This window comes from Ruminococcus sp. RTP21484sp1_RTP21277st1_D2_RTP21277_210401, from assembly GCF_040924225.1.
Classification (GTDB): Bacteria; Bacillota; Clostridia; order Lachnospirales; family Lachnospiraceae; genus Blautia_A; species Blautia_A faecis.
The window spans coordinates 131,090-153,185 of record NZ_JBCOMJ010000003.1 but is presented as its reverse complement, the minus strand read 5'-3'; the positions used below and the strand labels follow the sequence as shown (position 1 = coordinate 153,185).

At 33.5% G+C, this 22,096-nt stretch carries 54 protein-coding genes; 50 read left to right on the top strand and 4 right to left on the bottom strand.

Annotated features, from left to right (window positions below; translation table 11 throughout):
- Window positions 1–397 precede the first annotated feature (397 nt).
- From AB5706_RS03545 to AB5706_RS03530, 4 genes are all read right to left on the bottom strand, one after another.
- Window positions 398–1,588: a hypothetical protein gene (locus AB5706_RS03545; protein ID WP_195590038.1), complete on the bottom strand. Its 1,191-nt coding sequence runs from the start codon at window positions 1,586–1,588 to the stop codon at window positions 398–400.
- Window positions 1,589–1,696: 108 nt separating this feature from the next.
- On the bottom strand, window positions 1,697–1,993 hold the full coding sequence (locus AB5706_RS03540) for a hypothetical protein (RefSeq protein ID WP_195590039.1): 297 nt from the start codon (window positions 1,991–1,993) through the stop codon (window positions 1,697–1,699).
- Entirely contained in the window at window positions 1,981–2,328 is a 348-nt protein-coding gene (locus tag AB5706_RS03535; RefSeq protein WP_195590040.1) for a hypothetical protein, read from the bottom strand. Before AB5706_RS03535 ends, AB5706_RS03540 begins: the two co-directional genes overlap by 13 nt.
- Window positions 2,329–3,884: 1,556 nt before the next feature.
- Window positions 3,885–4,094: a hypothetical protein gene (locus tag AB5706_RS03530; RefSeq protein ID WP_368365861.1), complete on the bottom strand. Its 210-nt coding sequence runs from the start codon at window positions 4,092–4,094 to the stop codon at window positions 3,885–3,887.
- A gap of 1,195 nt (window positions 4,095–5,289) precedes the next feature.
- Here AB5706_RS03530 and AB5706_RS03525 point away from each other — a divergent pair.
- The 50 genes from AB5706_RS03525 (at window position 5,290) to AB5706_RS03280 (ending at window position 22,068) form a co-directional block, all read left to right on the top strand.
- The gene (locus AB5706_RS03525) at window positions 5,290–5,895 is read left to right on the top strand and encodes a hypothetical protein (RefSeq protein WP_368365860.1); all 606 of its coding nucleotides are present in this window, start codon (window positions 5,290–5,292) and stop codon (window positions 5,893–5,895) included.
- A gap of 1 nt (window position 5,896) precedes the next feature.
- Window positions 5,897–6,103, top strand: coding sequence for a hypothetical protein (locus AB5706_RS03520; RefSeq protein WP_368365859.1), 207 nt, complete (start codon window positions 5,897–5,899; stop codon window positions 6,101–6,103).
- Window positions 6,104–6,203: 100 nt separating this feature from the next.
- Window positions 6,204–6,416, top strand: a complete 213-nt coding sequence (locus tag AB5706_RS03515) for an XRE family transcriptional regulator (RefSeq protein WP_243110522.1) — start codon at window positions 6,204–6,206, stop codon at window positions 6,414–6,416.
- A 341-nt stretch (window positions 6,417–6,757) separates the two neighbouring features.
- A complete protein-coding gene (locus AB5706_RS03510) occupies window positions 6,758–7,093 on the top strand; it encodes a type II toxin-antitoxin system RelE/ParE family toxin (RefSeq protein WP_313718234.1) in 336 nt (111 codons plus the stop codon).
- A gap of 2 nt (window positions 7,094–7,095) precedes the next feature.
- Window positions 7,096–7,416 carry a helix-turn-helix domain-containing protein gene (locus tag AB5706_RS03505; RefSeq protein WP_313718235.1) on the top strand — a complete coding sequence of 107 codons (321 nt, stop codon included), beginning with the start codon at window positions 7,096–7,098 and terminating at the stop codon, window positions 7,414–7,416.
- 4 nt (window positions 7,417–7,420) lie between these two features.
- Window positions 7,421–7,843, top strand: coding sequence for a helix-turn-helix domain-containing protein (locus AB5706_RS03500; RefSeq protein WP_368365858.1), 423 nt, complete (start codon window positions 7,421–7,423; stop codon window positions 7,841–7,843).
- Between the two features lie 151 nt (window positions 7,844–7,994).
- On the top strand, window positions 7,995–8,495 hold the full coding sequence (locus tag AB5706_RS03495) for a hypothetical protein (RefSeq protein WP_368365857.1): 501 nt from the start codon (window positions 7,995–7,997) through the stop codon (window positions 8,493–8,495).
- Window positions 8,496–8,505: 10 nt separating this feature from the next.
- A complete protein-coding gene (locus AB5706_RS03490; RefSeq protein WP_173769231.1) occupies window positions 8,506–8,664 on the top strand; it encodes a hypothetical protein in 159 nt (52 codons plus the stop codon).
- A gap of 111 nt (window positions 8,665–8,775) precedes the next feature.
- Window positions 8,776–9,024 carry a hypothetical protein gene (locus AB5706_RS03485; protein ID WP_173769230.1) on the top strand — a complete coding sequence of 83 codons (249 nt, stop codon included), beginning with the start codon at window positions 8,776–8,778 and terminating at the stop codon, window positions 9,022–9,024.
- Entirely contained in the window at window positions 9,005–9,187 is a 183-nt protein-coding gene (locus tag AB5706_RS03480; RefSeq protein WP_173769228.1) for a hypothetical protein, read from the top strand. Before AB5706_RS03485 ends, AB5706_RS03480 begins: the two co-directional genes overlap by 20 nt.
- A 16-nt stretch (window positions 9,188–9,203) precedes the next feature.
- Complete coding sequence (locus AB5706_RS03475) at window positions 9,204–9,389, top strand: hypothetical protein (protein ID WP_313718239.1); 186 nt, start codon at window positions 9,204–9,206, stop codon at window positions 9,387–9,389.
- 1 nt (window position 9,390) lies between these two features.
- On the top strand, window positions 9,391–9,777 hold the full coding sequence (locus AB5706_RS03470; protein ID WP_368365856.1) for a hypothetical protein: 387 nt from the start codon (window positions 9,391–9,393) through the stop codon (window positions 9,775–9,777).
- A gap of 12 nt (window positions 9,778–9,789) precedes the next feature.
- Entirely contained in the window at window positions 9,790–9,921 is a 132-nt protein-coding gene (locus AB5706_RS03465; RefSeq protein WP_272092308.1) for a hypothetical protein, read from the top strand.
- Between the two features lie 127 nt (window positions 9,922–10,048).
- Window positions 10,049–10,231: a hypothetical protein gene (locus AB5706_RS03460; protein ID WP_195590055.1), complete on the top strand. Its 183-nt coding sequence runs from the start codon at window positions 10,049–10,051 to the stop codon at window positions 10,229–10,231.
- 5 nt (window positions 10,232–10,236) lie between these two features.
- On the top strand, window positions 10,237–10,404 hold the full coding sequence (locus AB5706_RS03455; protein WP_195590056.1) for a hypothetical protein: 168 nt from the start codon (window positions 10,237–10,239) through the stop codon (window positions 10,402–10,404).
- Between the two features lie 2 nt (window positions 10,405–10,406).
- The gene (locus AB5706_RS03450) at window positions 10,407–10,658 is read left to right on the top strand and encodes a hypothetical protein (protein WP_195590057.1); all 252 of its coding nucleotides are present in this window, start codon (window positions 10,407–10,409) and stop codon (window positions 10,656–10,658) included.
- Between the two features lie 90 nt (window positions 10,659–10,748).
- Window positions 10,749–11,762 (top strand): hypothetical protein, encoded by a 1,014-nt coding sequence (locus AB5706_RS03445; RefSeq protein WP_195590058.1) that lies wholly within the window; start codon window positions 10,749–10,751, stop codon window positions 11,760–11,762.
- Between the two features lie 92 nt (window positions 11,763–11,854).
- The gene (locus AB5706_RS03440) at window positions 11,855–12,094 is read left to right on the top strand and encodes a hypothetical protein (protein WP_195590060.1); all 240 of its coding nucleotides are present in this window, start codon (window positions 11,855–11,857) and stop codon (window positions 12,092–12,094) included.
- Window positions 12,095–12,241: 147 nt separating this feature from the next.
- Window positions 12,242–12,514, top strand: a complete 273-nt coding sequence (locus tag AB5706_RS03435) for a hypothetical protein (RefSeq protein ID WP_195590062.1) — start codon at window positions 12,242–12,244, stop codon at window positions 12,512–12,514.
- Window positions 12,511–12,693, top strand: a complete 183-nt coding sequence (locus AB5706_RS03430) for a hypothetical protein (RefSeq protein ID WP_195590064.1) — start codon at window positions 12,511–12,513, stop codon at window positions 12,691–12,693. Before AB5706_RS03435 ends, AB5706_RS03430 begins: the two co-directional genes overlap by 4 nt.
- A 39-nt stretch (window positions 12,694–12,732) precedes the next feature.
- Window positions 12,733–13,368: a hypothetical protein gene (locus AB5706_RS03425; RefSeq protein ID WP_368365855.1), complete on the top strand. Its 636-nt coding sequence runs from the start codon at window positions 12,733–12,735 to the stop codon at window positions 13,366–13,368.
- Window positions 13,369–13,382: 14 nt separating this feature from the next.
- On the top strand, window positions 13,383–13,598 hold the full coding sequence (locus AB5706_RS03420) for a hypothetical protein (protein ID WP_195590068.1): 216 nt from the start codon (window positions 13,383–13,385) through the stop codon (window positions 13,596–13,598).
- Between the two features lie 24 nt (window positions 13,599–13,622).
- Window positions 13,623–13,883, top strand: a complete 261-nt coding sequence (locus tag AB5706_RS03415; RefSeq protein ID WP_195590070.1) for a hypothetical protein — start codon at window positions 13,623–13,625, stop codon at window positions 13,881–13,883.
- Window positions 13,864–14,532, top strand: coding sequence for a hypothetical protein (locus AB5706_RS03410; RefSeq protein ID WP_195590073.1), 669 nt, complete (start codon window positions 13,864–13,866; stop codon window positions 14,530–14,532). The genes AB5706_RS03415 and AB5706_RS03410 overlap by 20 nt, the downstream gene beginning before the upstream one ends.
- A 6-nt stretch (window positions 14,533–14,538) precedes the next feature.
- Complete coding sequence (locus tag AB5706_RS03405) at window positions 14,539–14,793, top strand: hypothetical protein (protein WP_195590075.1); 255 nt, start codon at window positions 14,539–14,541, stop codon at window positions 14,791–14,793.
- A gap of 27 nt (window positions 14,794–14,820) precedes the next feature.
- The gene (locus tag AB5706_RS03400; protein WP_118584115.1) at window positions 14,821–15,000 is read left to right on the top strand and encodes a hypothetical protein; all 180 of its coding nucleotides are present in this window, start codon (window positions 14,821–14,823) and stop codon (window positions 14,998–15,000) included.
- Window position 15,001: 1 nt separating this feature from the next.
- On the top strand, window positions 15,002–15,169 hold the full coding sequence (locus tag AB5706_RS03395; protein WP_202187797.1) for a hypothetical protein: 168 nt from the start codon (window positions 15,002–15,004) through the stop codon (window positions 15,167–15,169).
- Between the two features lie 26 nt (window positions 15,170–15,195).
- Complete coding sequence (locus tag AB5706_RS03390) at window positions 15,196–15,432, top strand: hypothetical protein (protein WP_118584116.1); 237 nt, start codon at window positions 15,196–15,198, stop codon at window positions 15,430–15,432.
- Between the two features lie 29 nt (window positions 15,433–15,461).
- Window positions 15,462–15,872 (top strand): hypothetical protein, encoded by a 411-nt coding sequence (locus AB5706_RS03385; RefSeq protein WP_368365854.1) that lies wholly within the window; start codon window positions 15,462–15,464, stop codon window positions 15,870–15,872.
- 17 nt (window positions 15,873–15,889) lie between these two features.
- Window positions 15,890–16,045, top strand: a complete 156-nt coding sequence (locus AB5706_RS03380) for a hypothetical protein (RefSeq protein WP_368365853.1) — start codon at window positions 15,890–15,892, stop codon at window positions 16,043–16,045.
- A 29-nt stretch (window positions 16,046–16,074) separates the two neighbouring features.
- Window positions 16,075–16,443 carry a hypothetical protein gene (locus AB5706_RS03375; RefSeq protein WP_368365852.1) on the top strand — a complete coding sequence of 123 codons (369 nt, stop codon included), beginning with the start codon at window positions 16,075–16,077 and terminating at the stop codon, window positions 16,441–16,443.
- Between the two features lie 17 nt (window positions 16,444–16,460).
- Complete coding sequence (locus tag AB5706_RS03370) at window positions 16,461–16,643, top strand: hypothetical protein (RefSeq protein WP_173769204.1); 183 nt, start codon at window positions 16,461–16,463, stop codon at window positions 16,641–16,643.
- 26 nt (window positions 16,644–16,669) lie between these two features.
- A complete protein-coding gene (locus AB5706_RS03365; protein ID WP_173769202.1) occupies window positions 16,670–16,828 on the top strand; it encodes a hypothetical protein in 159 nt (52 codons plus the stop codon).
- The gene (locus tag AB5706_RS03360; protein WP_368365851.1) at window positions 16,821–16,979 is read left to right on the top strand and encodes a hypothetical protein; all 159 of its coding nucleotides are present in this window, start codon (window positions 16,821–16,823) and stop codon (window positions 16,977–16,979) included. Before AB5706_RS03365 ends, AB5706_RS03360 begins: the two co-directional genes overlap by 8 nt.
- 12 nt (window positions 16,980–16,991) lie before the next feature.
- Window positions 16,992–17,252 (top strand): DUF8033 domain-containing protein, encoded by a 261-nt coding sequence (locus AB5706_RS03355; RefSeq protein WP_368365850.1) that lies wholly within the window; start codon window positions 16,992–16,994, stop codon window positions 17,250–17,252.
- Window positions 17,249–17,494 (top strand): hypothetical protein, encoded by a 246-nt coding sequence (locus AB5706_RS03350; RefSeq protein ID WP_173769199.1) that lies wholly within the window; start codon window positions 17,249–17,251, stop codon window positions 17,492–17,494. The genes AB5706_RS03355 and AB5706_RS03350 overlap by 4 nt, the downstream gene beginning before the upstream one ends.
- On the top strand, window positions 17,487–17,693 hold the full coding sequence (locus tag AB5706_RS03345; protein WP_368365849.1) for a hypothetical protein: 207 nt from the start codon (window positions 17,487–17,489) through the stop codon (window positions 17,691–17,693). Before AB5706_RS03350 ends, AB5706_RS03345 begins: the two co-directional genes overlap by 8 nt.
- 1 nt (window position 17,694) lies before the next feature.
- Window positions 17,695–18,021 (top strand): hypothetical protein, encoded by a 327-nt coding sequence (locus AB5706_RS03340; protein WP_368365848.1) that lies wholly within the window; start codon window positions 17,695–17,697, stop codon window positions 18,019–18,021.
- Between the two features lie 14 nt (window positions 18,022–18,035).
- A complete protein-coding gene (locus AB5706_RS03335; protein WP_368365847.1) occupies window positions 18,036–18,233 on the top strand; it encodes a hypothetical protein in 198 nt (65 codons plus the stop codon).
- Between the two features lie 15 nt (window positions 18,234–18,248).
- Window positions 18,249–18,473: a hypothetical protein gene (locus AB5706_RS03330; RefSeq protein ID WP_368365846.1), complete on the top strand. Its 225-nt coding sequence runs from the start codon at window positions 18,249–18,251 to the stop codon at window positions 18,471–18,473.
- A gap of 15 nt (window positions 18,474–18,488) precedes the next feature.
- Window positions 18,489–19,121, top strand: a complete 633-nt coding sequence (locus AB5706_RS03325; RefSeq protein WP_368365845.1) for a hypothetical protein — start codon at window positions 18,489–18,491, stop codon at window positions 19,119–19,121.
- Window positions 19,122–19,193: 72 nt separating this feature from the next.
- Entirely contained in the window at window positions 19,194–19,457 is a 264-nt protein-coding gene (locus AB5706_RS03320; protein WP_368365844.1) for a hypothetical protein, read from the top strand.
- A gap of 19 nt (window positions 19,458–19,476) precedes the next feature.
- Complete coding sequence (locus AB5706_RS03315; protein ID WP_368365843.1) at window positions 19,477–19,833, top strand: hypothetical protein; 357 nt, start codon at window positions 19,477–19,479, stop codon at window positions 19,831–19,833.
- A 3-nt stretch (window positions 19,834–19,836) separates the two neighbouring features.
- Window positions 19,837–20,136 carry a hypothetical protein gene (locus AB5706_RS03310; RefSeq protein ID WP_368365842.1) on the top strand — a complete coding sequence of 100 codons (300 nt, stop codon included), beginning with the start codon at window positions 19,837–19,839 and terminating at the stop codon, window positions 20,134–20,136.
- Between the two features lie 27 nt (window positions 20,137–20,163).
- On the top strand, window positions 20,164–20,496 hold the full coding sequence (locus tag AB5706_RS03305; protein ID WP_368365841.1) for a hypothetical protein: 333 nt from the start codon (window positions 20,164–20,166) through the stop codon (window positions 20,494–20,496).
- An 11-nt stretch (window positions 20,497–20,507) separates the two neighbouring features.
- On the top strand, window positions 20,508–20,759 hold the full coding sequence (locus AB5706_RS03300; RefSeq protein WP_368365840.1) for a hypothetical protein: 252 nt from the start codon (window positions 20,508–20,510) through the stop codon (window positions 20,757–20,759).
- A gap of 25 nt (window positions 20,760–20,784) precedes the next feature.
- Window positions 20,785–21,174, top strand: coding sequence for a hypothetical protein (locus AB5706_RS03295; RefSeq protein ID WP_368365839.1), 390 nt, complete (start codon window positions 20,785–20,787; stop codon window positions 21,172–21,174).
- 2 nt (window positions 21,175–21,176) lie between these two features.
- The gene (locus AB5706_RS03290) at window positions 21,177–21,440 is read left to right on the top strand and encodes a hypothetical protein (protein WP_118584132.1); all 264 of its coding nucleotides are present in this window, start codon (window positions 21,177–21,179) and stop codon (window positions 21,438–21,440) included.
- Window positions 21,441–21,643: 203 nt separating this feature from the next.
- Window positions 21,644–21,814, top strand: a complete 171-nt coding sequence (locus AB5706_RS03285; RefSeq protein WP_368365838.1) for a hypothetical protein — start codon at window positions 21,644–21,646, stop codon at window positions 21,812–21,814.
- Window positions 21,815–21,843: 29 nt separating this feature from the next.
- A complete protein-coding gene (locus AB5706_RS03280; RefSeq protein WP_368365837.1) occupies window positions 21,844–22,068 on the top strand; it encodes a hypothetical protein in 225 nt (74 codons plus the stop codon).
- Window positions 22,069–22,096 lie beyond the last annotated feature (28 nt).

The following is a 22,096-nucleotide window of genomic DNA, read 5'->3' as shown; positions in this document are numbered from 1 at the left end:
CATTTGGAATCACTTCACAATTTTTCGCTAACGCTTCAAAATTGTTCGTTCGAAATTGATTGATTGTATATTTTTATTGAAATTTTTCCGTTTATAATTGGAACATCACGAGAAATCCTATATAAAATAAGGCTAAAATGTAATTGTTACAAAAGTGTTAAGCTTGTTTTCGCCTTATTTTATATAGTGAAAAAGCGTGTCAAAAAGTTGTCCGTTTAAACTTCCCTATATAAGAGAATATATATAATAATATATATTGGAATTATAAACGGACAACTTTTGATTTTACCCTTATTTTATATGGCGAAAAAGCCTTATTCCTAGTAATCTTGTAGACATTTGGTTTTACTATATAAAATATGGTTAAAATCTAATTTTCAACTTTTCTAAATTTATATCAAAATGAAAATTCAGGATCATCTTCATTACTTTTAATAAAATCTTCTGCTGAAAACTCTAAATCTTTATGCCCAATTTTTATTAATTCATTTGTCAAGATAGATTGTGCAGTAAGATATGTATCAGGGATTTTCCATATATTTTTATTATTCTCCATTGAGAATGCAGGTAACTCACCCCAATAATCTTCTTCATTTCCAAATACTTCTTTATTATATTTTTCAATGCATTTATCATAATATGACTGTGCATTTTCATTTATACAAGTTACTACATTTTCATTTAATAACTGTTTTTGTAAATAAATTTCTGTTTCTGGAAGTGCTTCTTTAATATCTTCTGGTGTATAAATAATTTTTAATTGCTTGTAACAATGATCCCATCCAAATTGATCTAATAGAAGTTCATTAACTTTTTCATAATATTCTTTTTGTCTGCCAGATACAAAAACTTGAAACATTTTTTCGTATCCCATTTCAGTATGTAATACATAACGTTCTGTTTGAAGAATAAGTTTCTTTTCATCATCAGTAGCAATAGAACTTATCTCATTTCCATGGTTATCATATTCTACAATTACAGTTTCAGGTTCATAAATAATAAGTTTTCTACTTTTTAGATTATTTAATGCAGAAAATAAAATTTGTTCAAGTCTTTTGTTACAGCGTTGATAAAAATTTCTTACTTCAAACGATGTTACTGTTTGATCTAATTTTATAAGATCTTTTTCACTTGTTTTTCCATAATTATGATTTGTAATACCTAAAAGTTCCCACCAGTTTTTCTTTGTTAATGTACTTGTAAATCCATCTTGTTTTGATAAATACTGTAATAAAATAACTTCAATGCAATGTGCATATATAGAATTATTCCCAAATTTTCTTTTATCATCTTTTTCAAGCGGAGTATCATAAATATCTGTTATAATAAATTTCTGTCCAGATTTCTCCCAATCAAAGTAACATTCAAATTCTTTTAGTTGATATTTTTTTGCATTTCCAGTTGTAACCTCTTGTTTTAACAATTCACAAAGTTCTTTATAATTCTTTACAGTCATTCCAACTTTTAACTTTGATGTATTGATTTTTAATGGTACTTTTGGTTTTGTTGCTTTAGTAGTTGACGATTTTGTGGTTTTCTTTTTAGTTGTACCTGATAATTTAGTTTGTTTATTAGTTTCTTTTGGCATTATATTATTTTGCTCCTTTAATTGGTTCTTCTTGTTTTTATTTTTAGTTATTCTGAAAATATGTTATTTCAGTTGTGCATTTATTTAGTTCCAAATATTTCTTTTAAATTACTTCTCTTTACATTTTGAAAAAATACTATTGTATTCTTCTTCAGTTAGTGGTCTTTCTAAATCATATTCGTATTTAGGTTCAGATGGTTTTTGTGGTCCATTTGGATTATCTGGATCAACTGGTTCACAATAGAAATATTCTTCCTTACGTTTATATGCCTGTTCTGCTAACTCTGTCATATTAGGTTTTAAGTAAGGTTGCGGTCCACCGTAAGGACATGTTGAGATGTGCTTATTAGAAACCTGTTTCTTAAATAGTGATTGTAAATCTGATAAAGACTTTATTTGTGCCATGATCCTGTTAACCTCATAATATATTCTTTGTATAATGTTGGCGATGCTTCCTTTAGTAATTCTTCTAATTCTTTAATAGGTTTGTTCCAAATACATACGGTGAATGGTGCTTGACAACCATCGTAGTATTCTGCATAAAATTTTACTTTTGAATCTGGGATTACTTCGATTCTATCATAGTTTGCCCTTGCTACTCCAAATGCTGATTCACCATAACCAGATTTTGAAATTGCCTCTTCAAATTTATCAAGTTCATCATCTAATGATGAATCCCCTTTGTACCAAAGCTCAGATAATAGTTTAACTAAAACTTCAAAATTATATTTTTCATTCATTTTTTATATTCCTTTCTTGAGATGTGATTAGTGGATTCAATATAGACTTCTAAATGGAATTTTATTTTATTCTTATTAATTAAATTCGATGCAAAATGAGAAGTGTATTAGTTTAATGTAATTTTGAGTTAGATTTGAGTTAGATTTGAGTTATTATATTAGACCTGGATGGTAATCTGGGTAGTGAGTGTAGCTGAGATTAAAATATACCCCATAATGGGAGAGTAGATGAGTTTTTGATGGTAAATTTCGATGAAATGGTGATTGATGGTAAATTGATAGGGTAGAGGTGTTTGGTCGATTTTTAGGGTGGAATTTTGATGTAAGGTAGGTGTAGATTATAGATGCGTTTGAAATATTGGGATTTGAGTGAGTGTTGAGTTAAAAAATAAAGCAGCATATCCGGATTGGATGGCTGCTTTTAAATTTTTTAGTTAAATTGTGTGAATTAAGTTGTGTTTTTTTGATACCGAGAGACAACAGTATTTATACAGGAAAGAATGCGATTGGTGTGATGAGTAAAATGGGATTTGAGTAGGGATTTATTTGGATTTTATCGAATGAGTGTTTTGGTAATAGTGAAAAATTGCTAGTTATGCTAGGAAAACATTGAGATTTTGGTGTGGTGAGTGATGTATTGGGTATTGTGGGAAATTTGGGTAGCTGAACGGTATCGATTGATGGCTTGAATTTATTTGGGTTGGGATAGATGGGTGTGTGATTTTGGAGTGATTTTTGATGTGATTTTTGAGATGGTGATGTGAGAAGTGGTAGAGATTTATTGGGATTTTACGATACGGTGGTCGATACGATGAGAGAGTGATGGAGAGTGTGAGTTGGTAGGGATTTATTGGGATAGATGCATTTTCCAGTCAGTTTAGAGATTGACCTGCTTATGCTGCTGAGCCGATCCTGGATCTGCTCCAGGATGGAAAGTACCCCCCATCCCTTATTTTCCATGACTTCTAATAGATATTAGTGGACATGGAAATATACTTTCTGAATAGAAAATATAGAAATTACTATACAAGGGATGTTTGGCAAGGGCTTTAAACTGGTAATAGTAGGAACTTTTCAAAAAAATAGGGTAAAAAGTCGTAGAAATCCAGTATTTTCAAGGGTTTGAGGGCTATTCATAAATGATAATTTTTCACCAGACGGCGTGGAAAAAAGTGTTGCATTTGCAACACTATCGCATTTATAGATTTTATCTATAATAAACGATTTATCTATAGCTTTCACCTATAGCACACCTTGCCATAACTATAATCTATACCAAACAATCCAGCTATAACTTTCACTTATACCAGACTCACACACTATTATGCACTTTGCACAACGTATTTTCAGAGCACATAATTTCAACCCACAAAAAGACACTTTTACCATGCAATTCTCGCCACACGACATCACACAAACCCACTAAAATCAACGCTTTTGTGCAATATGCCGACTATGCAGCTCAACTCTCTGCATCCAAAATGTATTTCCCACACGGACGTTTTCAAACAATTATTCAATTACACGCACAATAGCCATAATACACTAAAATGTATTTATATTTTATCTAAATCCCTAGCTATTTTCTCGTTTACAGCTTTATTTATAAAATCATTCAGACTTTTATAACCAAACTTGCTACAATGTTCTTTTAATTCTTCTTTTTTACCTTTTTTGACTGTAAAGCGTACCTGGTCATAGTTATTTTTTATATAATCATTATCATATTTTACTTTATTGAATTTATTTTCACTATTGTCTGACATTTATATATCAACCTACTTTCATTTTTTTGCATTATATAGAAGTAATTCTACAAGAATTATACCATATGACAGCACACAACGCTAGTAAAATCAATACTATCCATAGTTTTTACTTCTGTATTTTTGAAAAGTTCTTTCTATATAATGCAAAATAAAAAAGTATGCAATTGTACACTTTGTACAAAGTGAATAAAAAAGCAATCTATAATTTGTACAATATTCCGACTTGAAAATACTTTGTACAAAGTGTTATACTTGCCACAAGCAATTGAGATATAGCAACAACGACTTCAAAGCCCATGTGGGGCGGTCAAAATTGAGATTGCAAAAAAAAGTTTTAAAAAGGTATTGACACATACAAACGTATGTGATATAGTAACACCAACAACAGACAAATGTCTGTTGAGTGTCCCAAAAAAGTTGCCGGACTAATCCGGCGGTAACAATCAACCAAAGCCGATGATTTAGGCATTCGGCATTCCGTACTTTGAAAAGTGAATGATGATTGATTGAATAGCAATTCTTACGAATTGCAAGTTGTCTTACGATAGCGTGAAGTCTTTCTGTTTTCCTCATAAAAGGTTCTGGCTTGTGGATTCCTCGCCAGTATTAGCGCCACCAGTAAAAGTGCGTGAAGGGTTGTAGCAGACCTACCGCCAAAAGACCAGCGGTTACAATAAGCTACAGGTGTTGGATTACACCTAAGTCATGCGGTAAGAGGCTGATTCTGTCCATCGCTACCAGTAATTCGTTCTGGATTCGCTCGAAACTGGAAAAGCGGTTTATAAATACATAATACATAATTGTTTCACCAACTTATTTTCAGAGAGGAGGTGAAACTATGGTAACTATTGATGTAGTTCGGTGCAAAGAACACTACGAATTGTTCTTCCAGGGACGATTTCTGTGTTCTTGCGACACGAACGAACTAAAAAGTTGCTACGAGGACGCTGTAAAAAGTGTTCTCTGTGGTAGCTTTAAGTAGCTTTTAGTTTACACCATTAGTCACTAAATGTCAAGCCTGTACAGGGTGTAATGTACAGGCTTTTCTAATGATCCAGGCTATAGGTCTATGGTTCAATCACAGGATTATTGTTTCACAATTGAATAACACGCACTAGGATTATATCCAGTGAATGATGGGTTATGCCTTCCCAGTAAAAAGCGACTGGTAAAAATACCAGAGGAGAATACTATGTCTAAATCTACAAACAAAAAAATCAACTTCGATTCTATGAACAGTGGTGTAATTGATGACCTCAGAACCTTTAAACAGGTTCGGTTAGAACTGGCACAAAAAGCCAACGACTTTGCACTTGCTAGAAAACCTCTCCAGGATAAACTGGACGTGGCTATTTCAACAGGTGATGTGGAGCTTTCTAAGTCTCTGTCCTCTGAAATTGAGGATCTTACTAAAGCTTATAAAGCTGAGGTGACACCAATTAACGAGGAGCTGAACCGTGTTCTTGGATTAGTTCCACAGGGTATGTATGACTGTTACCTCAAAAAGATTAACGAGGGTAAACGTGGGGAATATCTCCAGGCTTGCCAGGAGTTTGTTCGCCGTTTCGGTGCAAAAGGTACAGACACAGCTATCAATAAAATGGCTGAGAGATTGTGTGACCTTGTAGGTATTAAAGCTTCCAGCAATAAGATGATTTTGGAGAAAAACCAGTTTACCAGTCTGTACTCAAAACGTCAGTTTAACAAGATGTGGATGAGTGCATTCTGTGACTATGCATTAGCTGAGATTGATAAATCAATCAAGGCTGATACTGAGAAAAAACAGGAGGTGGCTTAATATGGTAACTATAGTTAAGATTTCTGACAGCGTAAGTGGTGTAGTAACTCGTAGAAAAGCCACGGAGTACCTTCTTGGTACTCCTTTAACCACTTATCAATGGATGTGTGTTCAGCAGGACTGGAAAGCGTTTGCTGATAATCCGTTGAAATATGCAGACACGGCAGTTGTAGACATGGTAAAAGATTACGTGTCTAATATTCTGTAATTAAACAGGCGCACTGGCATCAACGTTATGAGGAGGTGAAAAAGGTTCTTGCATACACTCTTTGCATAATTTATAATTAAGTGCAGGAGGTAGTTTGACTATGAATATGCAGGAAAAAATTGAAGGGGCTTTAGCCCATGCAAATATGTCCAAGACTGAAATGGGTAAAAAAGCCTTTGATGTGACACAGCAGACAATCTGTACAAGAATATCACGCGGTAAATTTACCAAAGAGGAACTTGAGCAGATTGCTCACGCCATGGGAGCAGAATACGTTTGTTATTTTGAGTTCCCAGATGGCAAAAAATTTTAATTATTACAGTCAGCAACAAAAAAAGGATCTACGTTATTAGTAGGTCCTTTTATTGTTGTCCAAAAATTCACGCCCACATAGTACAAAGGCAAAGTACAATCCAACACACACCATCATACAGTCACGCACAACGCAGTAAACCCCTCAAACTGCGTCAAAAAGAAATCCGCAGCTTAACCCCTGAGCTGTAGATGCCTCTCCCTTAGTGTGTACGGATAGATAGCGGTTCGATTCCGCTTGTGGGCTTTGATTTCCATAAGGGAAATCAAGGTTTTCTCTTGACAATACAACAAATATGATGTACTGTTATATATAAGAAAAGGCAAAAGGAGAATATACTAATGACAAGAACTTTTATTGAAGTACCAATTTTTACAAAGAAATGGAAAGAGCTAGGTTTTACGGATGAAAATTTAAGAGAACTTCAAAAAGTGTTATTAGATGATCCTAAAGCCGGAGATGCTATCCAAGGAACTGGTGGACTGCGAAAAATCAGAATTCCAATGGAAAACAAAGGAAAAGGCAAACGAGGCGGTGCAAGGGTTGTATACGTTGATGTCGAATTAAAAGAGAGTATATATTTTATCAATGTATACAGTAAAGATGAAAAAGCAGATTTAACACCAGATGAAAAGAAAGCATTTAAAGCAATTATTAAATTCTTAAAGGAGGAATAACCATGAGTAAATTTTTTGATGACACAATGCAAGGGTTACTTGAGGCAATTGAAATTGAAAAGGGAAATGTACCTCTTAAAGAACGCAAGGGAATGCCAGCGCCAACTTATTATGTAACTGATACGGATAAAACTCTTATCAGCAAAGTAGTTGAACTTAGAAAAGAGGAAAACATTTCTCAAAAGGAACTGGCAAAATTAATTGGAACTTCTCAACAAAAAGTCTCCAGGTTTGAACAGAATGAACACAGCGCGTCTGTTAAATTTTTTGCAAACATAGTTGATGCACTAGGTTATGAAGTACAATTTGTAAAGAAAGGTTGATATAATGCCATTTGTAGAAGTAGACGTAAAAAAGCAAATTGAAGAAGAAAGGGAAAATGATCCTAAATTTAGAAAGGCGTGGGACAAAAGGCAAATCAGAGAAAACATAAGCCCAAGAGGTTCTTCTTTCGACGATTTCTTAAGGGAAATGTATCAAGATCCTAAATTTAGAGATTCATGGTATGACTTGGCTGCTGATAAAGATATTGCAAGTGCAATTATTGACGAACGAAATGAAAAGGATTTATCTCTAAAGCAATTTGCCAAGAAAGCAGGAATGTCTAAAAAGAAACTGATTAAAATTTGTGAAATGGGTAACAATCCATCACTAAATCAGCTAAAGAAAATTGCCAAGGGAATGGATAAAGTTCTTAGAATAGAATTTGTTTCAAAAGACGAATTTGACAAACAAGTAATGGAAAGATGAAAAGATAACACAAGAGAGTCTATCAATTAGATAGGCTCTTTTTTAATGCCCAAAAATAATTCTCATTTTTCAGAAGGGAGATTGTGTTTATTATGTCAGCTCCAAAAACAACCACAAAATAAAATTACATTCTAAGAAGGGAGATCATAAAATGAAAAAACTTCTCGTAGCTGCAACATTCGCAGCATTAACAATTACCACACCATCAACAATTTCAGCAAAGGCAAACGTCCGGTATAGTACTGGAATTGTGACCGGTGCAAAATCTATTACAACACAGGACGGTAATGTCTGGCGTACAAAGCCAAAACTCCATCTTCACAAGGGAACTAACGTCCAGGTTAAATTTGACACTAAGGGAACTAAGCGAAAAAAGGATGATTCAATTATTAAAGTTTCAAATGTGCAAAAGAAGCAAGTGAAACCAGAAATTTCCATTCCGGTATCTGATATTGCTCTGGTGTATACGGATTCCCTGGGCTACACCACATTACAGCTGAAAGATTACGGCTGTGTGGCTGACGATCCAAACAACATTAGTTATGAAACTGTCAAACAAATAGTCAACTCTTATTACGTCTCTGTAAGGGAAGCTACAGATTCCGTGACGGTAACAGAGCCAAACGGAAATAGCTGGACGGTAAGAAAGTGAGGTGTTTACAATGTCAGAATCAGTTAAAAACTATAAAAAAGAGGCAATTAGTATTGCAAGGGATTTTCATTACTCAACTAGTATCCTTGCACGTCTTAACAACGCCACAACGGAAAGCGAAATCTGCCGTTTGATGATCGAAGGCAGACATTCAAAACGGTATTATTAAAAACACCTATATAATAAGGAAGCTTTTCATTCCATCTACGGTTCGTAGGTGGATTTTTTAATATAAAAAGTTTCCGATTTTGGAAGAGAAACACAAGGAGGTGTAAAGCAAATGGTTAGAACATGTGCATTAGTTGAGCGAAAATATGATAAAACTAAAGCTGTCGTAATTTTTGATCGCTGCGAGGATGGTTTTCCACTAAGCATAATGATGTTTGAGTTTGCAAGAGAAAACTATCCGTATAAGTACCCTTCGCCGTTTGGGGATATTAAAAATATCTCATGTGATACGGCAAGAAATGAGAAGGAAATGAAAGAGAAAGGATGGGTGAAACTTACAGATGAAACGCAAATATTATAACTGCGAACTTAAAGAGCTGGATGCTCAGAAACTCAAGGCAAAACTGAAAGAAGAGGGAATTGAATTTGAGTCATCTGGTGTTGGCTGGCATTATACACATTTTGAAATTCTGTGCAATGACGCAGAAGTGGGAATCATTGATAACTTTTTAATGGAACTGTAATGGAGGTATAAGGCAAATGGTAGAGGTATTAGCAACAATCAATACTACTGAAAAATCAGTAGGAAGAGTATGCAACTATTTGACAAACAGAAGAGTGAAACACAGAGTAGTTTCATCTGGCAATAACATGCAGATCAAATTGCTCACAACTCGAAGCGAAATCTCAGCAATAAATAGATTCTTGGAAAAAGAGGTAAATTAAAATGGGAGCAGAAGCTTTAAACTATGATTATGATGTTATTGATACACCAACCGAAACACCGACAACAGACAAGATTGTTCGGTGCTTTACAGATAGCGAGCTTAATGATGAGCTTGCTAATCTGTTAAAAGATTCTTTATCTGGAGTACGCAAGGCAAACTTAGAAGATCACGGTTTAGAAATCCGTAAAAGAAACCGTGAGTTAATCATCAGAGAGAAGAAGAAACAGAAACTTCTTTCTATAGTTGAATTGTCTATGATGATCTTTGTGTTATTACTGGTTCCGGTTTTAGGAACTGTGATTGTAAGGGAAACTGTATATTTATGGTTGTATATTATCACAGGACCAGTCGCAGCTTACTTGATAAACCAGTTAAGAAGAATGTAGGAGGATACAGAAATGGTAAAAAGATTTTACAAAGGGAAACCATATTCTTTAATGCTTACAAAGCAGGATGAAAACGGTGTTCCGTATACATGGACAGTAAACGTTACTTTCAAGGAACGTGTAAAGGGGAGATCTTCTTTTTAAAGCATTCGAATTTTCCTACTTGGTTCATCCAGACAATTCTGTATATTATACAAATGGCTATTCTAACAATCGTTGCCACTGTGCAAATATTGTACAGGGATGGCAGTTCTAAAGGGAGGTATAATTTATGTATAAAAGAAAAACAGTTGATTGCTATGCCATAGAAAGTAACTGCGGATATGGCTGGGGCATTGAATGTAACTGTGAAGACTTGAAAGATGCAAAGATACAGTTAAAAACATATAGAGAAAACGTCAATTATCCAGTACGAATTAAAAAATGGCGTGAGAAAATCCAGGAGGAGGCATAAGGCAAATGGAACTGAAAAAGTATATTACCTACGAGGAACCATTGGAAGGAAAAAGTTTTACAATCAACCAGCTTCATGAGGTTTACCGTGATCTGGTTAATAAAGAAGAATATCAAGATTTTGATTGTTGGTTTACCGATATGTTGAAATCGGGAGTATTTAAGGAGGTATAACAATGGGAAAGAAAACAACTAAATCATGGGATAAGAGACAGGAGCGCAAACTCCGGTCTTATCTAAGGGCAAACGGATATTTATATGTATGCTCAAAAGGAGGTCACGATAAATACCGTTCACAGATTACCGGTAATAATATTGAGGTAAATAATCACATTAATAAGATGGTCTGGCAACGGCTCATTAAAGAAGTCGCAGATGACCTAAAGTTAAAAGGCTACAATTACGTTCCATATGAGCGTGTTCGGTAGTCTTTTTTTATTGGAAAATTTTAAAAAACTGAATATTGGATGCCATAAGGTAAATTTAAAATATATTGATAGGTAAGGGAGAATAATATTATGACAACAGTAAATATGAAAGATTTTATTGAAAATGGAAGCAAAGTAACACAGGGAGTTATGGAAGAAATTAATAAATCCGTAAAACCTATTATTGAAAGAGAAAGAACAAAAGAAGATAGGTCAGCTGATATTGGAGAGCTTAAAGGTGTACTTTCCGCAGCAAAAGCAGCCGGACTTAGTAAGGTAATTATTAGCGTTCCGGTTCGGTTACTTGCTATTGATACATCATATCAGACACCAAACAGAACGGAAAGAGATTTAAGACAGCTTGTAAATAACTGGGTAGACTATAAATGCCAGCCATTAATGGGTGTTCCACACTATGAAGATGGATGGATGGTAATTATGGATGGATATGGAAGAACTATTGCAAGCCAGATGGTCGATGCACAGAAGTACATAGAACTTCCGGTTTTAGTATCTCTTGATGCACCAATGGAACCTAAAACAAGAAGGGAATTTGAAGCAGAGATGTACGTATATCAGAATAGGGATGTTTCAAAGATGACACCTATTCAGAGGCATGGAGGTCTTGAAGTTCTAAATGATCCAACTGTCAAGCTTTTGGATTCTTTAAAAGATACATATGGATTTAGCTACGTAAAAGAAAAAGGTATGCGTGAAAGTGGTGTTCTTGGATCATATTCTCAAGTATTTGAGTTTTGTAGAATTTATGGAAAAAATTGTATGACTTGGATTTTTGATATTTGTCAGGAAGCTGGATTTGACCGTAAGGGAAATGGATATGCTTCTTATATTCTTAGAGCATTAAAAGATATTTGGAAATTATACGAAGCGGATAGAGATAAAACAAAAGATTATTTAGGACATAAATTTAGACCTGAGCTTCCTAATATTATTAAATCTCATGCGGTATCTAAATATCCAATGTTAAGTGTTCCTATGGCTGTAAGTCTCTATGTAGAAGATTTGGTAGTTAATGATCTTAATTTACAGCAGTCAAGAACAGTAGAAGGAAGTCATGTTGTTCCTGTTCGTAAATTTGCATAAGGGAAATTAAATATTCTCTTGACAATACATAATATATAATGTAGTTTTGATATTAAAAGAAGTAAAACAAATTAAAAAAGGAGGTAGTAGGAATGGCAATAGATATGGCAGAACTTACAGGGTTATTGCCTAATTCTGTAATGAAAAATATTATTGATTTTGCAGATATTGAATTAAAAGATGGTCGTATATCAACAAGAATAACAGTAGGACATATTCTCACTGATGAAGAGAAGTCAAAAATGAAGAGTGAAAGAATTATTGGAATTGATTGTACCACACATCACAAATATGCACCAGAGATTAAATATTCATATTTTTATGTAGTATAAAATTCCAGGGTATAAAGAGTCATCATAACAGATGGCTCTTTTTTAATACAAGAATTTCAAATATTTAGAAGTAATGAGGGTAGCAAGTGAAATTAAAACTTGCTGCCCTCAAATCATTTAAAAATAAAATCAAAGGAGAAAAATATTATGGCATCAACAATAGGAGCAACACCAAAAGTTTATAAAAATGTTCGGTCTTACTTCGAAAGGGAACTTAAAAATTACGAGGTAATCTTAGTTAGACAAAAAATAACTGAAGATTACTTATATAGAGTAATAGCACAAAACAAGATTACCGGTAAATATGCAGTGTGGACCTGCTGGAACGAAACCACACAGTCACTAAACTTTGGACATTACGATCTTACAAAAGAAACAGCGATTGATATTTTGTTTTGCAAAGGAGAGTGGGATTTTTGATTAACGAAATGAGAATGCAGGAAATTGCAGAGGTACTTGCAAGTAGAATTGCAGAGCATGATCAAGATTTTGCGAGAGAAGTTCTTATTGATGAGCTTGATATGGAAGATGAAGAATTAGATTATTTCGGAATTTCTAATGTAGATTTAGGAATCGAAGAAGATGATGAGGATCTGTAAAGAGCAGATAAAATGAAACTTTTAAGGGAGGAAAATAAAATGAAGAAATTTGAACTTACAACAGAAACTAAAATTAATATTTTTGGTAAAAAACTTTTTAGAATTAAAGCACTTATTTCTTTTGGACCTATATCTGCTGGAGAAAAAGGAGGATGGGTAGAAAAAGAAGAAAATCTAAGTCAGTCTGGCAACGCATGTGTATCTGGCAACGCAGAGGTATCTGGCAATGCATATGTATGTGATAATGCATGTGTACGTGGCAATGCATATGTATGTGATAATGCATGTGTACGTGATAATGCATGTGTACGTGGTAATGCATGTGTATGTGATAATGCAATGGTATCTGGTGATGCAGAGGTATCTGGTGATGCATGTGTACGTGATAATGCATGGGTACGTGGTAATGCATGGGTACGTGGTAATGCATGGGTACGTGGTAATGCATGGGTACGTGGTAATGCAGATTACACTACTATTCACGGTTTTGGCACACAATTCCGTACAACAACATTTTTTAGATGCAAAGATAAAGAAATCAGAGTTTCATGTGGATGCTTTTTCGGAACAATTTCAGAATTTAGAGAACAAGTAAAAAGAACAAGAAAAGGTAAAGTTGCAGAAGAATATTTGATGATTGCGGACCTTATGGAAAAACATTTTAAAGAAGAATAACTGAGGTAAGAAAAATGAAGTTAAATAGTATTGAGCAAAAAGTAATGGCATTAATGGTAAAAGATAATAGTCTCTATTCATGGATTTTTGAAACAGAAACTGCATTAAAAAGAGATTTAACCGCAGAAGAAAAAACACGATATATTAAAGAAACTGCCCACGAATGTATGATGTTAATGATTGGGTTAAGTTGCTCATTGGATGAAGCATATAATACGCTGATGAATTAAAAACGGAGGTAAGGTAAATGAAATGTGATGAATGTACATGCACTTATGAATCATGTTCTTGTAAATTGCCAGGTTCAAAATGTGCTTACGAAACTGATGACAAAAAAGATGATGGAGCAAGAAGAGATGAAAAAAGATAAACCAAGATGGAAAGATCTTCCGTTCTATGAACGATTTGCAAGGACTTGTAAGCGAAATGGTTCTGCGGATTGGATGGTAGAACATATTAGAGAACATGGGAAACAGAAAGAGGAGGCGAAGCGAAATGGATGTAAAGAAGAATAATAAAATTCTGGAAGAATTTGCAAAAACTCAATATTGGCAAAATATAGATTACGGCAAGCGAAACGGAAAGCGTTTCTGGATTATTGAAGCTTACGGTAATGTAATTGAAAAATTCAATGAATGGTTGCAGCATTCCGAATATCTTAAATATGTCCAGGAAGAATCTAATTGGGATGAAGTTCGGTATAATGACGATAGCGTTTGGTTCGACTTTCTCACAGATGATAATTGGGGATATTCAGACCAATATGCAAAATGCAACCATTGTAATTGTGTTATTGAGTATCTATCAACAACATCAGGTAAATCATCTGATAATTACTGGAATTGTAATGGAGAACTGTTTTGTGAAGATTGTATAAGAGAGGAACCAGATAGTTATATTGAAGATAAAATAATTAACTATGATACTGGGGTAATTTCACCTATTCCATCAGATAGGATATTCTCAGAAAAAGAATTGGAAAACTTTGGTTTTACAAAGGAAATAGATAATTTAGAAGTTAGTATGTATGGAACATATGATAATCCACATGAAATATTAAACAAATTAATTTGCGAAGACAAAGATGCAGATTACATTTGTAGTATAAGAAGCAGTAATCCGTTTGCTGTTTATTATCAGATTTGGAAACGAAAAGGTAGGTAAAGGGAAATGAAATATTATGGAAAAATTACATATGAAATTGATGAGAATCATTCGGATGTAAATTATGTTGACGGTGGTTGGCATAAAGGAAAAGTGCTTGAGTTTGAAGATACTTACGAGTTTGATGAACGATTGTATTCACCAAAAGATTACGACATGATTATCAATTATATTGAAAGGGATTTAAAACTTGTCGCAGGTGGTGGATATAACACAGATCACATTCACAACGTAAAAGTTGAAATTCGCAGAATGGCATAAAACGGAAATTTTAAGGGAGAATTTTACATGCAATATATAGTACTCGAAAGAAAAGTTTACGAGCGTTACTCTGTTGTTGATGCAGATGATCCGGAAGAAGCAAAAGAAATTTCTAGAAATAAATCATATGAGAATGATGAACCAGCCACTTATGTGGGAACCGAATATATTGCGTCAGAAATTTTAAGAGTAAGAAAGGAAAATTAAAATGAAAAAGTATAGTGTAACTTATCACGAAACATATGAAGAGAATTATGAAGTCGAAGCCAACTCGCCGGAAGAAGCAGAGGAAATTCTTCGAGAAAGAATTAGAGAGGGCAAAGAAGATGGTCCAGAACAGTGCAGTGACAGTTGGTGTGATGTAACAGAACTATAAAATCAACATTTATAGGGAGACACAAAATGGATATTAATTTTGACAAATTAGCAATTGCTATCATTGACGAATTTGAATCTGACAGAGAGTATTCTGGCCGAGATGAAATTGTTAAGGGAATGGAGTATGTACTTAATAAATATACTTCAGAACATGATCGAGAAATTATTGATCAAATGCTTATGACATTTACTGGATGGACTCTACAAACACTGCTTGAAAAGGCAGAAGAAGTATCAGATGAAGAAATTGAAGAACTATAAAATCCGCATTTTGTAAGGGAGATGAAAACATGACATTCGAGGAAGCGAAAAAGAGACCAGACTATAAGTTTGTGCTTAATGGAATTGAAAGTGATATTGAAGATATTCGAAATAACTACATGAAGAGGTTATATGAGAATGGTGATCCGGAAAGAGGAATTGCTATTCTTGAAATCGGTTATGTAGACATTGAGGTAAATTTAATGACATACGAACAGGTTGGAGAGCATCCTGGAGATAAACGTCCGATTATCAATTATTTTTCATGTATTAAATGTGGAGATAATGAAGATGATTGGAGATCTGATGATTATGTCGATCATGATATTAATGTAAATTGGGTTTTAGACAACTGGGCAGAACAGCTTGAAAGGGATATGTTTGAAGCTCTTAATAAATATGTTGTCCAAAAAGGTTATAGTTATGATCACGCTAATTAGTAAAGGAGATAAAAATTATGACAGTAGATCAGTTGGTTAAATCTTTAATGCATTACGATCCGGATGCAGAAATAGTTATTTTTGATAGACACACCGGCGAACCATATGAATATTGTTTTTCTTTTGAAAATGAAAATGAAGGAAAAAAACAAATAATGATTGAGGTTGAATAATAAAATTCGTATTTGATCGGAGGAGAAAAATGGAATATTCAAAAATTGTAAAAAAAGAATGCCCAATGTGCGGTAAAACACATTTTGTCAAATTGACAGAGGTTGAATATGATCAATATAAAAAATATATTACATACGGAAGGTTAATCCAGAATGTACTTCCAAACACAAGTCCAACAGTAAGGGAATTTTTGAAAACTGGGTATTGTCCAGAATGTCAGGAATTATTGTTTGGAAAAAGTGAGCAGAAAGAACTGTTCTTTTCTTATAATGATATTAGAGAAGATGTTGTAAAAGAGTTCTGTGAAAAGCATGAAAACATATTAAATGCTCTCATATCTGATGAGGCTGATGTTTTGACAGAAGAAGAGTGGCTATTACTAATGTATGAGTTTTAGTGAAAGGAGCAATGGAAATGGCATATTATCATAGTCCAAAAGAGTATGAAGCAAAAACAGGAAAACGTTTTTCTGATAAAGGAGCATCAATTCACAGAACTGGATCTGTAAAGGGAATGGTTAAGTTAGGATACTGGGATAAAGATGCAGACAAGGTAAGATGTGGAAGCTACATTTATCTGCAAAATAATTTTAGGTAAAAATTATAATCTACGGAGGTATTTTAATGTATAGAGTAGAGTGGATCGATGATGAAGGAAATCTTAAAATCAAAAGAGGTTTTAAAAAATCAGAACTGGCGCATCTGTGGATTGAAAAGATGCATTTAAAAATAGACAGTTTCCCAATGGTATTTTATGAGGGAGAGGGAGAAAACGATGACTAAATTAGAAAATATGGCAACTGAGGAATTTAAAAAGTTACCGAAAAAGAAACAGAAAGAAATTAACAAGGCAAAGCGTATTCCGGTTGCAAAACCAGGACATGAATTTAATAAAAGTAGTGTTCGGTGCAAACGCTGGAATACGGATGAGTGATGGAGGTACGACATGAAAGTATTTGATTTACCTGTAATGGATCGAACACGAAAAAGTTTTTATGGAAAGGCAAAAGTAATTGAACACGATAATGGAGATATATGTCTGATAAGTTATTCAACATTGGTTGCTAGAATACATAATGGAAATTTTGAAAAGTTATGGGATGGATATAGTGCTACAACAATGCGGCATATAAATTCATTCCTTTTATTTTACAATCTTCCAGGTGGTGGAAAGTTGTGGTGGAATAAATTAGAGGTGGTGGCATGACTGAAAGAGAGAGAAATCTAATTAAAAGTAACCTAAAAGCTTTCGTACATAATTTTGGAACAGTTCGTATTGAGAAAGAAAATTGTGGTAAAGGCTTTTATGTGTTTTATCCAGAGGATAGTGATTCATATATCCAGTATTGCTATAGCATTGAGTACCTGGATGGTTGGCTTTATGGATGTGTTCAAGGCAAACTAAGATTAAAATTAAATGATGAAAGAGAGCGTGAGTTGTATGGTTAAAAGATTTAGAAAACCAGATACGGTTGAAGCATACAATACTGCCGGATTCAGAGAGAGATACGCAATGGAAAATGGAAATAAAAGTACAGTGTATCTGAATGGACATAAATGTTACAAGTTTACATATTCAAAAGATGTTGATTATCAGGATGCAAATGGAGCTTTATATGATACTGTCGAGAAAAGATGGAGGACTTAATATGTTAAAAGATATTAAAGATGCAAAAGAAATTAGCTGCTATGACGCACTGACAGGAAGATATACTGGCGAAGAGGACGGTTGGCAGAAATGGAAAGATTTAGATGAAGATACAAGTTATGAAGTGTTTTGCTTATGTCGTGAATTTGTAGCAAAAACAGCTAGGGGAAATCGGAGAACAAGAATTATGAATAAAGGAAAAAATTATGTTGAGCCTTGTGGAATTCTCAGAAGACTTGCATATAACTTTAAGAGAGGTGAAATTGAGTATACTGCTGGCCAAGATTACAATGAAGAAATGAAAACATTAAGAGGAATTTTTGATTAAAGGAGGATAAAAATATGTTTAAACTTACAATTGATACAGGTAATGCAGCTTTTCACGATGAGTATAATGATGATAAGGCTTATGACAAATACTGTGAGGCAGAAGAAATTTCCAGAATTTTAAAAGAAGTCATTGATAAACTTGAGTATGGTTGTGAGTCAGGCGTTTTAATTGATATCAATGGAAATAAAGTTGGAGAATGGAGCCGGTAAAAGGAGGTACATAAAATGACAATAGAAGAAATGTGTGATTATTTGTCATCACATAGGACTTATAAAGAAGATGATGATTTATATTACGAGAAAAAAATGATGGAAAGTAAAAAAACTATTCCAATAAGTGAACTTGTAGAGCGATTCATTGAAGTTGATAAAGAATTTAGAGGAGAACCTTGGAACATTTTACAAATTCTTGCAAATATCAATATAATTGTGCCAGTAGAGGATCGATAAAAGGGAGGTTTTACGATGAGAGAGATAATTAAAAAATTCAATGTTTATCAGTATTCTGAACTATCTGATGAAGCGAAAGCAAAAGTTCGGAGTTGGTATGTTGATGATCCAGTAAGATCAGAAGAACTAACCTTTCTAATTAACCAAGATTTGGAGAATTTATTTCCAAACAGTAAACTTAAAGTTGAATGGAGCTTATCATATTGCCAGGGTGACGGAGTAAATGTCTATGGTGATTTATGCTTTATGGATTTAGTAAATATGGTACAAAATCATTTATGCGGAGATTACTACAAAGCTTTTGAGAATTTCTTTTCACCAAAGGAATTTAAAACTGCAAAGTTTTATTCTGAATATTGTGGCGATGTAAAATTACCTGTTAACAGAAGGAATTATGCATATTGCTATGTTAGTCAAATTGATCTTGAGTCCGATTTTACATATGAGATGTCACATTTTAGGAATATTAATTTAGACTTACTAGGCAAAATGGAAACTTATGTCAAGAGGGTAATTAGGAAATACTGTTTAGATTGGGAAGAAACAGGTTATAAATATTTGTACGAACCTGATGAAGAAGAAGTTGAAGAATCTTGTAACATAAACGAATGGGAGTTCCTGGAAGATGGAACATATTATGCAGCATAAATTATAAGGCAACTGGGAAGTACATAGTACCAGTTGTCTTTTTTTAGTACAAAAAAATGGAGATAAGAGAACATGATAAAAATTCTTGTAAGATTAGATTTTTTCTATGACGGTGAAGATACAATTGATCAATTTATATTGATGGTAAAAAGTGGAACATCGTTTGATGACGTAGAAGAGGAGTTATTGAAAGCTCATAAATATCTTTGCGAAGAAGATGAAACAGATTTATATGGAAAACATGGAAGAATACCACTTACATTAATTAACTATGTTTGTGAAAAAAATGGATGGAAATATTACGATTTAGAATATGATATTGACTTAAATCTTTGACTGAAAGGCGGTAAGAGAAATGGAAAAAACATTAGATATTACTCTTGATGAGTTATTAAACAAACTTGGCAAGACAAAAAAAGATTTAGTAATGGAGTTGGATGAACTTAATAAGTGGATGGAAACAACTAACTATAGACATGGTTTGACCGGAATGAAAGGGTTCGTTTCATTAGGCTATATGTTTTATAAGAAAAAAGTTTTCGAAGGTAAAGTTGATGATGTATTGAATCGTGCAGATGATTGGGGTTATGACATCAGTTGGGAAGAAGCTGAAGAAGTTGTTATATTGTTTCAAAGAATTTATGACTGTAACTTAAGTGAGAATGACCAGATTGAGAACTGTATCAAAACTGTTATACAGAAAGGAAACTGAAAAATGGCAGAAATGACTTATACGATTAACGTAACTGATAAACAGTTTAATGATTTAGAAAATTGTTTGAGTGGGAATCCTGAGTTTTTATTGTTCTCAACAAATCTATCAGATATAACATTAAAAGTTGATTTAAAGCAAGAAAAAGAGAAGAAGGATAGCGCAGAAAACATTGTAGTTCGGTGGATGAATGATATTAGAAAGAAAACAATCAGCTTTACTGATTATTCGAGTGCAACGAAAATGTTAGGAGAAATTAAGTCTTATTGTGAAGCAGTAATTGTGGCAGTAACTTCAAAATAAAATGTAGATTTGATGGAGGTAAAAAATATGCTTTTACTCTTAGGAAAGCCAGAAGCAATTAGAAAGTATATTAAAGAAATGTTGCCAGATATTGATGAGTATTCAGATGTTGTTTGCTATCCAGGTAAAGAGGCTCACTATACAGAATTTAAAATCCTTATAGAAGATCTTAAATCTGACAACCCACCTGTGATCACAACACAAAATAAAGAGTTTATTGAATATCTATTAGAATCTGATTTAGATTTCAATGTGACGACAGCATATTTAGACGAAGATGACAAAAAACTAGCTCATAGAGACGTAACAAAGGAAACAGCAAAAGAGATGGTTTATAATATGGGACTTGAACTGCGGTAGGAGGAAGAAAAATGACATTTCAAGAAGCGCATGAGGGAAAAACAGATTTAGTAACAAGAAGGAATTTGAGTTATACAGAACTTTTAGTTCGGTTAAAAAATTATTATTCCGAAATTATGGCAAGAGAAATTATTATGTACGCGATGACTATTGATTGTTGGACAGATGGTAGTGTTGCAATTATTTGTACAAGTAAAGAAGAAAATAATTGTAAATTCGTAGCTGTTGCCAATGGAAATTATATGAAAATTATTGAACCGTAATTTTAAAGTGATGGAGGTGCGTAAAATGAAGGTATTAGCATTTTGTGATATTGACAAGGGAATTTTAAAAGATGCAGCAGGTCACACTTACATAGACGATGACGATTATAGTGTAGATGATATTCTTGAAGATTTTGATAATGAATTTAACTGGCTCAATCAGTCCGGTGTAAATCTTGATGGATTTACAGAATTTGATTCTTACGAAGAAGACGAAGAATATCAGGCATACATATTTAGATATGGATCTGGATATGTGCCAAGCGGAAAAGCTACACTTAACAAAATGTTATGTGAAGAGAGATTGATGAAACGTTTGCATGAGCTGTCAGAAGAGAAATACGATGTAACTCGATATAAAATCTTGAAGAGAACAGTGTACACGGTTTGTACAAAATACGAGGAGGTGTGCTGATTATGACGACAAGAGAAAAGATTAGGCAAGTAGAGTTGTTAAATACCAGTACTCCTGAAGGTATAATTATTGATTCAGACACAATTTTGGCTGATTTGTTATCAAATGTAGATAATGAAATCTCAGGTTTCTCACAAGATATTTTTAATATTTATAAGAGAAGTAAGGATAAAGATGCTGTAAAACAAATGTTCTTTGAATTTACAGATACAGAATTTGATGATTACTTGGATAAATGTATGAAAGAAATCACGAGAGGTAATTAAAATGAGAAGAACACAACGAATGATAGTCAAACAGACAGAAGAATGGTTGGATGAACGGTGGTCAATCGCACATTTTGAAAATCCACCAAGGCAGCCGGATAGTTTAGGATTTGCGACATAGATTTAGCAAAATGTGGTTCTCTTGCTTGGGATAAGAGATGGGTGAAAATTAATTTGACTTAAAATTTTGAGGTAAATAAAGTATGAATTTTAAAATATATAATGAAAACGGAGTTGTAAAAATCACAAAAATATTAGGTCATGAAAAAGAAGAAATAACTATGTTTTCAAATCTTAAAGATGGAGAGGTTGCTACTATTGAAGTTAATACTCATATTTCTAGCAATGGAAAGAAAAACAGTATAGACAAATAAAAGAGATATTTTAAATGGAGGTAGAAATTATGGCAAAGGAATTTGTTTACACAAAAATACAGGATCTTGGAAAGATTGGTGATAAAGCTGTAGAGATTGGTCACTATACAGTAGATGGTAAAGTAATGCCGGATAAAGTTTATATGGTAAATCACTTTACAAGAAAGAATGGAACCGAGGACAGTAAGGCAACTGCAATTTGTGCTATTGGTGAAGCAAAGGAAATCGGAAAGCTGCTTATGGAAATAAAATAGCAATTTTGTTTGGAAGGAAGATTAAAGT

Bases quoted from the DNA above. Each gene is read 5' to 3' on its own strand.
- AB5706_RS03280 (WP_368365837.1), top strand. From the start codon at position 21,844: ATGGCAAAGGAATTTGTTTACACAAAAATACAGGATCTTGGAAAGATT.
- AB5706_RS03495 (WP_368365857.1), top strand. From the start codon at position 7,995: ATGAAAAAACTTCTCGTAGCTGCAACATTCGCAGCATTAACAATTACC.
- AB5706_RS03485 (WP_173769230.1), top strand. From the start codon at position 8,776: ATGGTTAGAACATGTGCATTAGTTGAGCGAAAATATGATAAAACTAAA.
- AB5706_RS03410 (WP_195590073.1), top strand. From the start codon at position 13,864: ATGGATGTAAAGAAGAATAATAAAATTCTGGAAGAATTTGCAAAAACT.
- AB5706_RS03475 (WP_313718239.1), top strand. From the start codon at position 9,204: ATGGTAGAGGTATTAGCAACAATCAATACTACTGAAAAATCAGTAGGA.
- AB5706_RS03355 (WP_368365850.1), top strand. From the start codon at position 16,992: ATGAAAGTATTTGATTTACCTGTAATGGATCGAACACGAAAAAGTTTT.
- AB5706_RS03470 (WP_368365856.1), top strand. From the start codon at position 9,391: ATGGGAGCAGAAGCTTTAAACTATGATTATGATGTTATTGATACACCA.
- AB5706_RS03500 (WP_368365858.1), top strand. From the start codon at position 7,421: ATGCCATTTGTAGAAGTAGACGTAAAAAAGCAAATTGAAGAAGAAAGG.
- AB5706_RS03505 (WP_313718235.1), top strand. From the start codon at position 7,096: ATGAGTAAATTTTTTGATGACACAATGCAAGGGTTACTTGAGGCAATT.
- AB5706_RS03295 (WP_368365839.1), top strand. From the start codon at position 20,785: ATGAAGGTATTAGCATTTTGTGATATTGACAAGGGAATTTTAAAAGAT.
- AB5706_RS03330 (WP_368365846.1), top strand. From the start codon at position 18,249: ATGACAATAGAAGAAATGTGTGATTATTTGTCATCACATAGGACTTAT.
- AB5706_RS03515 (WP_243110522.1), top strand. From the start codon at position 6,204: ATGAATATGCAGGAAAAAATTGAAGGGGCTTTAGCCCATGCAAATATG.
- AB5706_RS03375 (WP_368365852.1), top strand. From the start codon at position 16,075: ATGGAATATTCAAAAATTGTAAAAAAAGAATGCCCAATGTGCGGTAAA.
- AB5706_RS03395 (WP_202187797.1), top strand. From the start codon at position 15,002: ATGAAAAAGTATAGTGTAACTTATCACGAAACATATGAAGAGAATTAT.
- AB5706_RS03545 (WP_195590038.1), bottom strand. From the start codon at position 1,588: ATGCCAAAAGAAACTAATAAACAAACTAAATTATCAGGTACAACTAAA.
- AB5706_RS03300 (WP_368365840.1), top strand. From the start codon at position 20,508: ATGACATTTCAAGAAGCGCATGAGGGAAAAACAGATTTAGTAACAAGA.
- AB5706_RS03535 (WP_195590040.1), bottom strand. From the start codon at position 2,328: ATGAATGAAAAATATAATTTTGAAGTTTTAGTTAAACTATTATCTGAG.
- AB5706_RS03370 (WP_173769204.1), top strand. From the start codon at position 16,461: ATGGCATATTATCATAGTCCAAAAGAGTATGAAGCAAAAACAGGAAAA.
- AB5706_RS03490 (WP_173769231.1), top strand. From the start codon at position 8,506: ATGTCAGAATCAGTTAAAAACTATAAAAAAGAGGCAATTAGTATTGCA.
- AB5706_RS03400 (WP_118584115.1), top strand. From the start codon at position 14,821: ATGCAATATATAGTACTCGAAAGAAAAGTTTACGAGCGTTACTCTGTT.
- AB5706_RS03345 (WP_368365849.1), top strand. From the start codon at position 17,487: ATGGTTAAAAGATTTAGAAAACCAGATACGGTTGAAGCATACAATACT.
- AB5706_RS03530 (WP_368365861.1), bottom strand. From the start codon at position 4,094: ATGTCAGACAATAGTGAAAATAAATTCAATAAAGTAAAATATGATAAT.
- AB5706_RS03480 (WP_173769228.1), top strand. From the start codon at position 9,005: ATGAAACGCAAATATTATAACTGCGAACTTAAAGAGCTGGATGCTCAG.
- AB5706_RS03540 (WP_195590039.1), bottom strand. From the start codon at position 1,993: ATGGCACAAATAAAGTCTTTATCAGATTTACAATCACTATTTAAGAAA.
- AB5706_RS03285 (WP_368365838.1), top strand. From the start codon at position 21,644: ATGAATTTTAAAATATATAATGAAAACGGAGTTGTAAAAATCACAAAA.
- AB5706_RS03365 (WP_173769202.1), top strand. From the start codon at position 16,670: ATGTATAGAGTAGAGTGGATCGATGATGAAGGAAATCTTAAAATCAAA.
- AB5706_RS03325 (WP_368365845.1), top strand. From the start codon at position 18,489: ATGAGAGAGATAATTAAAAAATTCAATGTTTATCAGTATTCTGAACTA.
- AB5706_RS03460 (WP_195590055.1), top strand. From the start codon at position 10,049: ATGTATAAAAGAAAAACAGTTGATTGCTATGCCATAGAAAGTAACTGC.
- AB5706_RS03450 (WP_195590057.1), top strand. From the start codon at position 10,407: ATGGGAAAGAAAACAACTAAATCATGGGATAAGAGACAGGAGCGCAAA.
- AB5706_RS03340 (WP_368365848.1), top strand. From the start codon at position 17,695: ATGTTAAAAGATATTAAAGATGCAAAAGAAATTAGCTGCTATGACGCA.
- AB5706_RS03320 (WP_368365844.1), top strand. From the start codon at position 19,194: ATGATAAAAATTCTTGTAAGATTAGATTTTTTCTATGACGGTGAAGAT.
- AB5706_RS03405 (WP_195590075.1), top strand. From the start codon at position 14,539: ATGAAATATTATGGAAAAATTACATATGAAATTGATGAGAATCATTCG.
- AB5706_RS03520 (WP_368365859.1), top strand. From the start codon at position 5,897: ATGGTAACTATAGTTAAGATTTCTGACAGCGTAAGTGGTGTAGTAACT.
- AB5706_RS03290 (WP_118584132.1), top strand. From the start codon at position 21,177: ATGACGACAAGAGAAAAGATTAGGCAAGTAGAGTTGTTAAATACCAGT.
- AB5706_RS03455 (WP_195590056.1), top strand. From the start codon at position 10,237: ATGGAACTGAAAAAGTATATTACCTACGAGGAACCATTGGAAGGAAAA.
- AB5706_RS03315 (WP_368365843.1), top strand. From the start codon at position 19,477: ATGGAAAAAACATTAGATATTACTCTTGATGAGTTATTAAACAAACTT.
- AB5706_RS03510 (WP_313718234.1), top strand. From the start codon at position 6,758: ATGACAAGAACTTTTATTGAAGTACCAATTTTTACAAAGAAATGGAAA.
- AB5706_RS03390 (WP_118584116.1), top strand. From the start codon at position 15,196: ATGGATATTAATTTTGACAAATTAGCAATTGCTATCATTGACGAATTT.
- AB5706_RS03310 (WP_368365842.1), top strand. From the start codon at position 19,837: ATGGCAGAAATGACTTATACGATTAACGTAACTGATAAACAGTTTAAT.
- AB5706_RS03335 (WP_368365847.1), top strand. From the start codon at position 18,036: ATGTTTAAACTTACAATTGATACAGGTAATGCAGCTTTTCACGATGAG.
- AB5706_RS03445 (WP_195590058.1), top strand. From the start codon at position 10,749: ATGACAACAGTAAATATGAAAGATTTTATTGAAAATGGAAGCAAAGTA.
- AB5706_RS03385 (WP_368365854.1), top strand. From the start codon at position 15,462: ATGACATTCGAGGAAGCGAAAAAGAGACCAGACTATAAGTTTGTGCTT.
- AB5706_RS03425 (WP_368365855.1), top strand. From the start codon at position 12,733: ATGAAGAAATTTGAACTTACAACAGAAACTAAAATTAATATTTTTGGT.
- AB5706_RS03465 (WP_272092308.1), top strand. From the start codon at position 9,790: ATGGTAAAAAGATTTTACAAAGGGAAACCATATTCTTTAATGCTTACA.
- AB5706_RS03350 (WP_173769199.1), top strand. From the start codon at position 17,249: ATGACTGAAAGAGAGAGAAATCTAATTAAAAGTAACCTAAAAGCTTTC.
- AB5706_RS03525 (WP_368365860.1), top strand. From the start codon at position 5,290: ATGTCTAAATCTACAAACAAAAAAATCAACTTCGATTCTATGAACAGT.
- AB5706_RS03380 (WP_368365853.1), top strand. From the start codon at position 15,890: ATGACAGTAGATCAGTTGGTTAAATCTTTAATGCATTACGATCCGGAT.
- AB5706_RS03420 (WP_195590068.1), top strand. From the start codon at position 13,383: ATGAAGTTAAATAGTATTGAGCAAAAAGTAATGGCATTAATGGTAAAA.
- AB5706_RS03435 (WP_195590062.1), top strand. From the start codon at position 12,242: ATGGCATCAACAATAGGAGCAACACCAAAAGTTTATAAAAATGTTCGG.
- AB5706_RS03440 (WP_195590060.1), top strand. From the start codon at position 11,855: ATGGCAATAGATATGGCAGAACTTACAGGGTTATTGCCTAATTCTGTA.
- AB5706_RS03360 (WP_368365851.1), top strand. From the start codon at position 16,821: ATGACTAAATTAGAAAATATGGCAACTGAGGAATTTAAAAAGTTACCG.
- AB5706_RS03305 (WP_368365841.1), top strand. From the start codon at position 20,164: ATGCTTTTACTCTTAGGAAAGCCAGAAGCAATTAGAAAGTATATTAAA.